This window comes from Bradyrhizobium sp. LjRoot220 (assembly GCF_964252915.1).
Taxonomy (GTDB): Bacteria; Pseudomonadota; Alphaproteobacteria; order Rhizobiales; family Xanthobacteraceae; genus Bradyrhizobium.
Map to the genome: position 1 here is coordinate 582,046 of NZ_CAXUPS020000004.1, position 7,899 is coordinate 589,944.

Below are 7,899 nucleotides of genomic sequence, written 5' to 3' on the forward strand. Positions count from 1 at the left end.
GCGATGTTCGATTGGAAAACAATTGCTCAACCGATTTTGCATGAAACGGTTCCTGTTTCGGATCGTCGTCGCTCCGGCTCCGCGCGGAACAGGAACTGAAACCTCACATCCGTTTGAAGCGAACGTCTCACAATTCCGGAACGGTCGCTTTCGCTGTTGGTTGGCCCGGCGTCACTACCATGGAGACAGCGAATGAACTTGAAGCTCTTGACCGTAGCCGCTGTTCTTTCCACGGCGATCGCAGCGCCTGCAGTGGCGCAGGATCCCCACGCGAGGTCCACGGTCGTTCGTCAACAGCAGGATGCGGCACGCACCTATCACCGCCATCCCGGCTTCTGGCCGGGCGAAGTAGCCGCCGGCGTAGTTGGCGGCGCGATCGGCACGGCGGGCGCAATCGCGACCGCGCCGTTCCGTTACGATACCTACGCCTATAACGACCGCTATTACGGCCAGCGTTATTATGGCGATTACAACAACGGCTTCGTCTGTCAGCCCGGAACCACGTTCATCGGCGAGGACGGGCGCCGGCACATCTGTCAGTAGCGCAAATAGCGCCTGACATGGAGAGGGGGCGGCCCGAAGGCCGCCCCCTCTTTTGTCGCTGCTGGACTTGTTGCAGCTGATGGCTCTGCCGCCAAACAATCTCGCGGCTTGCAGCTAGACTTTCTTGCCGGGCGGGTCGCCGCCTCTGTTCACCCGGCTCACCTGCTGGGCGCGCGCCTTGTCCTTTGGCTGCTCCTGTCCGCGCTCATCGCGGACGATGCCCTGATCCGGACCCTTGGCCTTTTCATTGGGTCGATTCCTGGTTTGATCGTTGGATTGATTGTCGGTTTGATTCTTGGTTGGCTCGGAGGGATCAGATTCCATTTCCGCTTTCCGCAACCGCGCCTGGCCTTCTCGCACCAGCAATTCGTCGCCGAGCATCTGTCCAATCACCTGCTCGGTTTGGGCCTCTGCTTTCTCTCTGAAGGTGCTCATGACGGCCTCCTTCAACAGAGAACGGCGCGGAAGCAGCAATGTTTCCGGTCGAGCCGATCAAAGATCTGAGTCGGAGGGTTCCGGCTGCACGCGAGACGGTTCCGAACCGCTGTAACAAATCTGTCCTCACGCAAACTGCGCGAGGCCATTGCCGACGGACCAATTCTCCTTCGCAGCGTCGAGAACAGTCACGAACACGTCCTCGGGCCGTATACCGGGGTTTTCGCCGAGCAACTCAGCGGTCCGCCGAAACAGCGCTTTCTTCTGTTCCGCGGTGCGGGTGTTGAACACGGTGATCTGGATGTACACGACGTCTGCACTCCGGTTGACGCCGTAGGCATTACCGGTACGGAAGTTCGCGGCGTCATGCTCGGTGATGGTCATGAACTGGTCGTCTTCGGGCACGTTCAACGCCTCGCGCATCGCGCGATAGAGACTATCGAAGATCGCCTGACGGTAGGCTTCCGGCTTTCCGGCGCGCAGTGAGATGTGAAGCAGCGGCATCGCGAGTCCCTTTCCATTCTGTCCTGGCTGAACCAATAGATGCCACCTGATTATTTTGATATGCAATAGATATGCATATCAGATATAATGCTTGGAAATGACCGACCTCCCCCTCGACCTCGATGCCGTCAGGGCCTTCGTCCGCATCGCCGAGCTTGGCAGCTTCACGCGCGCGGCTGAAGCCATGGGAACGACGCAGGCCGCGGTCAGCCTGAAGCTGAAGCGGCTCGAAGCGCGGTTCGGCTGCCGGCTGATCGATCGGACGCCCCGCTACGTGCAGCTTTCAGCGCAGGGCGCCGCCTTCCTCGAACACGCCCGCGAACTGCTGGCGGTACACGATCGCGCGCTCGCGGTATTTGCCGGAGCCCGGCAGCGCCTCACCATCGGCATCAGCGACCATGTTGCGGGGCCGGAGTTGCCCGCACTGATCGCGCGCATGAACGTGCAGGACCCGCATCTGTTGATCGAAATCCGGATCGGATCGTCGGGCGACCTGCTGCAAAGCTTCGACCGGCGCGAACTCGACTCGGTGATCGTCCGCTTTGAAGTCGGCCGCAGCGACGGCGAAATTCTGACCGAAGAAAAGTTCGGCTGGTTCGCAGCGCCAGGCTGGCAGCATCGCGCGGGCGAGCCGCTTCCGGTGGCCACGATGGCCGAGCCCTGCGGCGTGCGTGCGATGGCTGGGCGGCTGCTCGATGCGGCCGGCGTGCCCTGGACCGAAATTTTCGTCGGCGGCGGTGTGTCAGCGGTCGCGGCGGCCGTCATGGCCGGGATCGGCGTTGCGGCATTGGCACCGCGCATGCTGTCGTTTGGCGCCGTTGACGTCGGCCCGAGGCTCGGGCTTCCCGATTTGCCGCGCTTGCCGGTTCTGCTTCACTCGAGGGTCAGGGACGGCCGGCCGCGCGATGCGCTCACAGCGCTTTCGGCGGCCTTCAGGAGCGCGGTGCGCGGGTAATGCGCGCCAACGCCCGTAGCTTTACGGAGTGACGCCGGCGCGCGACCTCGCCTCCGCCTCAAATTGCTTCGCCGACGGCCGACGCAACCACCTCAGCAGTTCGCGGGCGCTGAAGGCGATCACCACCTCGTGGTGCCGCATGCCCTTGCCGCCCTTGACCAGGCCGAGATCCCGCACAAGGCAATAGCGCCCGCTGCTCATGCGGGCGAGACGACAGCCTTTGAAGAAACCGAACATGCCGGGATGATGCACCGGCGCGCGATGCCGTCAATTCTTGACGGCGCGCGAATCCTTTTTGCACGCGGGTTTCGGTGCGCGAACAAACGCAGCACAGATGCAGATGTGGAGGTTTGAACTTACCGTCTTCAGCCGACGCGGCACGCCGCGTGCGCGATCACGGGATGAGCCATCGGCCCTTATGAATGTCGAATTTCACCAGGCCTTCGTCGCGCATTTTCAGCAGCAGCGACTGGCAGGCCTCCTCATTCGGCAGGTTGGCGCGCTTCATGATCTCGTAGACCTTGAGCGGCTTCTCGCGAAGCGCATTCAGGATATTCTCGCGATCCTTGAGCATGACTATTCCCTGTAGACCAAAACCGACGTTACTGATGAACGGGCCGCTTAGACCATGGCGAGTTTGATTTGACCATCGTCAGGGATTCCAGCCGCGAGAGCCTCACGCGCCATCCGTTCGACAATGAGCCAATTGGTGAGCAGATATTTCTGGGCCAGCGACTGCGTCGGAAGATCGGTTTGCAGAATGCAACGCTGCCGCACATTCCCGTTCGCGATCTGAAAGGATACCGCTTGCGGCCCCTCGAGGATTTCTTGTTCGGTGGGTTTGGCAACCAGCCGCATAGGTTATTCCTGTGAAATTCTTGGGTCAGGCTATTCGGATCGACCGCGACTGTCGCGGATATATCGACGGGCGGCCAGTTAGGACTGCTCGTTCTCGACCTTCGGGGAGCGTTTCGGCTTTTGATCCGCGCCGGACTCGGTGTTGCGGACCGCCTCGGTGAGCATCAGCCGCAATTCAGCCTTGGTCATCGACGGTTGCTTCGCGACAGATGCTTTCCATTGTGCCATCCGCTCTATATGGGGTGCCGGAGAGGGAATTAAAGGGCCTCGTAGGGCGCGTTCGCTTTAACCCGCCGCTTGATTGCTGGATGGCGGGTTAAAGAGAACCCGCCCTACACCCGCCTAAACTCAATGGTCAATGGTTCCCGCTAAACTTAGAGGCTCGCGCGGCGTCTGATTTGTATCGCAGTTTACCGTCAACGTAATTTGTCTTAGATCGTATACGCGATGGCGAGTTACACTAACGCAACCCGCCCAGCACGCGTAGCCTCCGGTCTCGCGTTCTCAATGATTCAATTTCATGACCGGATTCAGGAACTCGGCGAGCATCGTCTAATTGCATACTTCGCGCGAAGAGCCGGAGACCCCCCCTATGGCGGCGTTTCCATGTACAATTGTGCATCCTTTTTTTGCCGGCCGACACCCTTGATGATCACAAAGGACCTGACCGGACGCCTGCGGCTTGCCCCGCTCCGGTTCCGCCTTGGCACGCTCTGCTCGATCCCGCTTTTGCTCATCGCGCTTTGCCATCGGCTTCTTCACTTCGATCTTTTCGCAAGTGTTGTCGTCACCGACTTTGTAACCGGCACGACATGTAATCTTTGAGCAGCGATCGCCATCGGCGTTGAACCCGTGATCGCAGATCAGCGGGCAAACGCGCCCCCGCTTCGTCTTGATCGCATCGAACGCATCTGCGCTGGCCAGCTTCACATCGAATTTTGTGCCGGCATATTTGTTGAACAGGGTCAAGGAACGTTGCGAAGCTACGCTCCATTCGCCATTCGGTAGCGTCGCAAGACAACCAACCCGACGCAATTCAAATTGCAGGGATGTAACTAATTCAGATGGCGACAGAGCAGTACCGGATGGCAGCTCCGCGACCAGCTTTTCGGCGGCCAGCTTTTCGGCAGCCAGTTTCTCGGCCACCGTTCGCGCCTGCTCAGCCGCAACTTCCTTCTCCAGCTGGATCTGCTTGGCCTTTTCAGCGGCAAGCCTTGCATCTTCTGCAGCCTTGGCTTGGGCGGCCGCCTTGGCCTGTTCGACCTGCTTGGTGCCCTCGGCTGCAAGGCGCGGCTGCTCTTCCTGCGCTGCCTTTGCCTTGTTTGTCGCCTCGACCCGCGCGGCTTCTGCTGCGAGCTTGTCACGCTGCGCTTTGGCGAGTGCGGTAAAGAAGCCGGACGGATATTTCTCGATGAAGGCTTCCCACACCGGCTTTGTCCCGACCCGATCGGCGAATTCATAGTCGCGCCGCATCGTGGCGTCCTGATCGACCGGCGCAGACGCGACAGGCGCGGCAGGCACCAGCGTCACGTCGTTGCCGCCCAACGAGCCATAGACGAAAGGCTCTTGCGCGTTATTGGTTGCCTTCAAGACATCGTCGCGCACGAAGCCGAACGCCTTGCGAAGATCAAGGCCGGGCTTGGCGAGGTGATTGACCAGCGCGGCGGCAAAGGGACTGTTCTTCGAGTCGCCGTCAGATGCGGTTGAACCGGCTTTAGCCGCAAACGCGATCATGGTATTCGGGCTTGACGGTTCGACCCTGGCGAGGCCGCGACCGACCGCGCGTGACGCGGTCGTCCGCTTCATGTTTTTTGCAAACGGGTTATCCCGGCAGGCATCGAGGATGACCAGCCGCAATTGCTTGGCCGGCTCGACCGCAACCAGCACCCGATCCAGCGACAGCGCCTCGTCCAGAACATCCGTATCGGTCTCGAGCGTCGCGTCGACCGGGATGAGATAGTTGGTGCCGTCGAGCTCGATGCCGTGGCCGGCGAAATAGATAACGGCGACATCCGCGTCACGGCTCTTGTTGCCGAAATCGCGCAGCGTCTTGCGCAACTCGCCGACGGTCAGGTTCAGCCTGGACTCGACCGTGTTAAAGCCTGCCGACTTGAACATCGCGGCAACAGCCGCCGCATCGTTGGCGGGGTTACTGAGCTTGGCGACGTTCCGGTACGATGAATTGCCAATCACCAGCGCCACGCGCTTGTCAGCCAACGCGGGTTGGCCAGCCAGGCAAATGAGCCCGACCGTCAAACCGATGCTTAGCAATACGCGCATAGCCATTCTCAATTGCACACTTCGACAGATGCTCCCGGCAGATTGGGTCCACCTACTCTGCCTGCTTCCAACCTGCATCCCCTGGCTACCGGCCTGCAACCACCTTGGCCGCAAACAATTTGTCCTGACGACTGCGGCTTCGACGGCGCCGACTCTACCCGCTTGCGTTCGGCGTCGCGTTCTGGACTCGGGTCGTCACGCTTCGCGACTGGCTTCTTCCCAAAAACCTTTTCGCACTCATTCTCGTCATTGATCCGATAGCCCGCGCGGCAGGTGACCTTGGCGCAACGTTCACCATCAGCCCTGAACCCGTGATCGCAGATCAGCGGGCAAACGCGCGTCGTCTTGCTCTTGACCGCATCCAGAGCATCAACGCTGGCGACCTTCACGTCGAGTTTCACGCCAGCGTGCTTGTTGAACAGATCGAGCGAGCGCTGCGATGCCGCATTCCAGTTGCCGTCCACAGCACCGGTGTTGCAGCCGACGCGGCGCAATTCGGATTGTAGTGAACGCGGAAGATCGACCGTCGTCTGCTGGTCGGACTTGTCGGCCGTTGGATTCAACGCTGCAACCCTTTCTTCCTTGGCCTTCTGTTCAGCGGCAGCCTTTTCTTCCCTGGCTTGTAGTTCGGCCGCCAGCTTCGCCGCTCTCGCGGCGTTGACGGCTTCGGCCGCCTTGACACGCTCAGCTTCCTTTTCCGCTGCCTTGGCCTGTGCCGCAGCCTTGACGCGTTCGGCTTCGGCAACTTTGGCTTCTTCGGCTTTTTTGGCCGCTTCCGCCGCGAGCCGTGCCTTTTCGGCAGCCTTGGCCTGTTCTGCGGCCTTCGCTTGCTCGGCCGCTCTGGCTCCCTCGGCCGCGAGCCGGGCTTGCTCTTCCTGGGCTGCCTTTGCCTTGTTCGTGGCTTCGACCCGCGCGGCTTCTGCCGCGAGCTTGTCCCGCTGCGCTTTGGCGAGCGCCGTGTAGAATCCCGACGGGTGCTTTTCTATGAAGGCATCCCATACGGCCTTCGAGTTGACTTGCAGGGCATAATCGTAATCGCGCCGCATCGGCGCGTCCTGATCGACCGGGGCGGACACGACGGGCTTTGTCGGAACCAGCGGCACGTCGTCGCCCCCGAGCGAAGCGGAGACATAGGGTTCCTGCCGGTTGCCGGTAGATTTCAACACGTCGTCGCGCACGTAGCCGAACGCCTTGCGAATATCGAGTCCTGGCTTGATAACGTGTTTGACGAGTGCCGTCGCGAACGGGCTGTTCTTGCCGTCCCCATCCGATGCGGTCGAGCCGGGTTTGGTAGCGAACGCGATCAGCGTGTTCGGGCTCGTGGTCTCGATTCGCGCCAGCCCTCGGCCAACCGCGCGGGACGCCGCCGTCCGCTTCATCGACCGCGTGAACGGATTGTCCCGGCAGGCATCGAGGATGACCAGCCGCATTTGCCTGGCCGGCTCGACCGATACCAGAACCCGTTCGAGCGAGAGGGCTTCGTCGAAAATGTCGACGTCGCGTTCCAGCACGGCGTCCACCGGAATGAGATAATTGGTGCCATCGACTTCGATGCCATGCCCGGCAAAATAGATCACGGCGACATCGGCCTCGCGCGACTTGTCGACGAAGTCGCGCAGCGCGCGCCGCATGTCGCCAAGCTTCAGGTCGCGGCGCATCTCGACGCTGTCAAAACCCGCGGCCTTCAAGGTCTCGGACACCAGCGCCGCATCGTTGGCCGGATTACCGAGCCGCGCGACCTTTTCGTAGCTCGAGTTGCCGATAATCAGCGCAACCCGCTTCTCCGCGAGCGCCGGGCTTGCGCCCAGGCACGGCCCCGCCAGCAGCAGCAGCGACAGGACAATCTTGCGAAGCGCGCGCGTCACGATCCCTCAATCCGGTGTGGCGCTCGATCATCGATCCAAAAAGGCCAAGAATCGGTAAAAAAGCTCCGTTTGCAATCCCGTCATGGTAGTTCGGGCCGACCAGGATTCAAGGAAAAGCCTTACTACGCGCGCCTGTAAGGCGACAATCGGTTTGGAGCCTAACCCTTGTGGGGTAGCCATTGCCCGTCGCCCTGCGACAAAATGGCCGACGGGCAAATCAGTTCTGATTGTCGGAAATCGTGTCAAGCCCCGAAATAAAAAATATTTCGCTTTTCCGGAAGTGAAAATCAGTTTATATCTTCGCCCATCCCGTCCCGCCAGAGGGGCGTATCATGATCGTCACGATCGTTGGGACGGGTCGCGGTGGACGCTGGCAGCGCCGATAACGAACGGCACGAGAGCGTACGGCGAAGGCGTGTGGTCCTGACGTCGCGGTGCTGGCGTCAATGCACCTGGAGG

General features: G+C 60.8%; 9 protein-coding genes. 2 read left to right on the top strand and 7 right to left on the bottom strand.

Features of this window, described 5'->3' with window-relative positions; genetic code table 11:
* Nucleotides 1-192 precede the first annotated feature (192 nt).
* Nucleotides 193-543, top strand: coding sequence for a hypothetical protein (locus tag ACSQ84_RS21220; RefSeq protein ID WP_436213642.1), 351 nt, complete (start codon nucleotides 193-195; stop codon nucleotides 541-543).
* A gap of 114 nt (nucleotides 544-657) precedes the next feature.
* On the opposite strand, the gene ACSQ84_RS21225 is transcribed toward ACSQ84_RS21220, so the two are convergent.
* Nucleotides 658-993, bottom strand: a complete 336-nt coding sequence (locus tag ACSQ84_RS21225; RefSeq protein ID WP_436213643.1) for a hypothetical protein — start codon at nucleotides 991-993, stop codon at nucleotides 658-660.
* Between the two features lie 111 nt (nucleotides 994-1,104).
* Complete coding sequence (locus tag ACSQ84_RS21230; RefSeq protein ID WP_436213644.1) at nucleotides 1,105-1,482, bottom strand: tautomerase family protein; 378 nt, start codon at nucleotides 1,480-1,482, stop codon at nucleotides 1,105-1,107.
* A gap of 97 nt (nucleotides 1,483-1,579) precedes the next feature.
* On the opposite strand from ACSQ84_RS21230, the gene ACSQ84_RS21235 reads away from it, so the two are divergent.
* Complete coding sequence (locus ACSQ84_RS21235) at nucleotides 1,580-2,437, top strand: LysR family transcriptional regulator (RefSeq protein WP_436213645.1); 858 nt, start codon at nucleotides 1,580-1,582, stop codon at nucleotides 2,435-2,437.
* A gap of 21 nt (nucleotides 2,438-2,458) precedes the next feature.
* Here ACSQ84_RS21235 and ACSQ84_RS21240 read toward each other — a convergent pair whose 3' ends face one another.
* From ACSQ84_RS21240 to ACSQ84_RS21260, 5 genes are all read right to left on the bottom strand, one after another.
* On the bottom strand, nucleotides 2,459-2,638 hold the full coding sequence (locus ACSQ84_RS21240; protein ID WP_436213665.1) for a hypothetical protein: 180 nt from the start codon (nucleotides 2,636-2,638) through the stop codon (nucleotides 2,459-2,461).
* Between the two features lie 193 nt (nucleotides 2,639-2,831).
* Nucleotides 2,832-3,011: a hypothetical protein gene (locus ACSQ84_RS21245; protein WP_436213646.1), complete on the bottom strand. Its 180-nt coding sequence runs from the start codon at nucleotides 3,009-3,011 to the stop codon at nucleotides 2,832-2,834.
* A gap of 47 nt (nucleotides 3,012-3,058) precedes the next feature.
* Nucleotides 3,059-3,295 carry a hypothetical protein gene (locus ACSQ84_RS21250; protein ID WP_436213647.1) on the bottom strand — a complete coding sequence of 79 codons (237 nt, stop codon included), beginning with the start codon at nucleotides 3,293-3,295 and terminating at the stop codon, nucleotides 3,059-3,061.
* Between the two features lie 552 nt (nucleotides 3,296-3,847).
* Complete coding sequence (locus tag ACSQ84_RS21255) at nucleotides 3,848-5,575, bottom strand: caspase family protein (protein WP_436213666.1); 1,728 nt, start codon at nucleotides 5,573-5,575, stop codon at nucleotides 3,848-3,850.
* Between the two features lie 8 nt (nucleotides 5,576-5,583).
* A complete protein-coding gene (locus ACSQ84_RS21260) occupies nucleotides 5,584-7,419 on the bottom strand; it encodes a caspase family protein (protein WP_436213667.1) in 1,836 nt (611 codons plus the stop codon).
* Nucleotides 7,420-7,899 lie beyond the last annotated feature (480 nt).

What these genes read in the sequence shown, in the direction of transcription:
- ACSQ84_RS21255 (WP_436213666.1), bottom strand. Translation starts at nt 5,575, where the DNA reads ATGCGCGTATTGCTAAGCATCGGTTTGACGGTCGGGCTCATTTGCCTG.
- ACSQ84_RS21240 (WP_436213665.1), bottom strand. Translation starts at nt 2,638, where the DNA reads ATGAGCAGCGGGCGCTATTGCCTTGTGCGGGATCTCGGCCTGGTCAAG.
- ACSQ84_RS21250 (WP_436213647.1), bottom strand. Translation starts at nt 3,295, where the DNA reads ATGCGGCTGGTTGCCAAACCCACCGAACAAGAAATCCTCGAGGGGCCG.
- ACSQ84_RS21245 (WP_436213646.1), bottom strand. Translation starts at nt 3,011, where the DNA reads ATGCTCAAGGATCGCGAGAATATCCTGAATGCGCTTCGCGAGAAGCCG.
- ACSQ84_RS21235 (WP_436213645.1), top strand. Translation starts at nt 1,580, where the DNA reads ATGACCGACCTCCCCCTCGACCTCGATGCCGTCAGGGCCTTCGTCCGC.
- ACSQ84_RS21220 (WP_436213642.1), top strand. Translation starts at nt 193, where the DNA reads ATGAACTTGAAGCTCTTGACCGTAGCCGCTGTTCTTTCCACGGCGATC.
- ACSQ84_RS21230 (WP_436213644.1), bottom strand. Translation starts at nt 1,482, where the DNA reads ATGCCGCTGCTTCACATCTCACTGCGCGCCGGAAAGCCGGAAGCCTAC.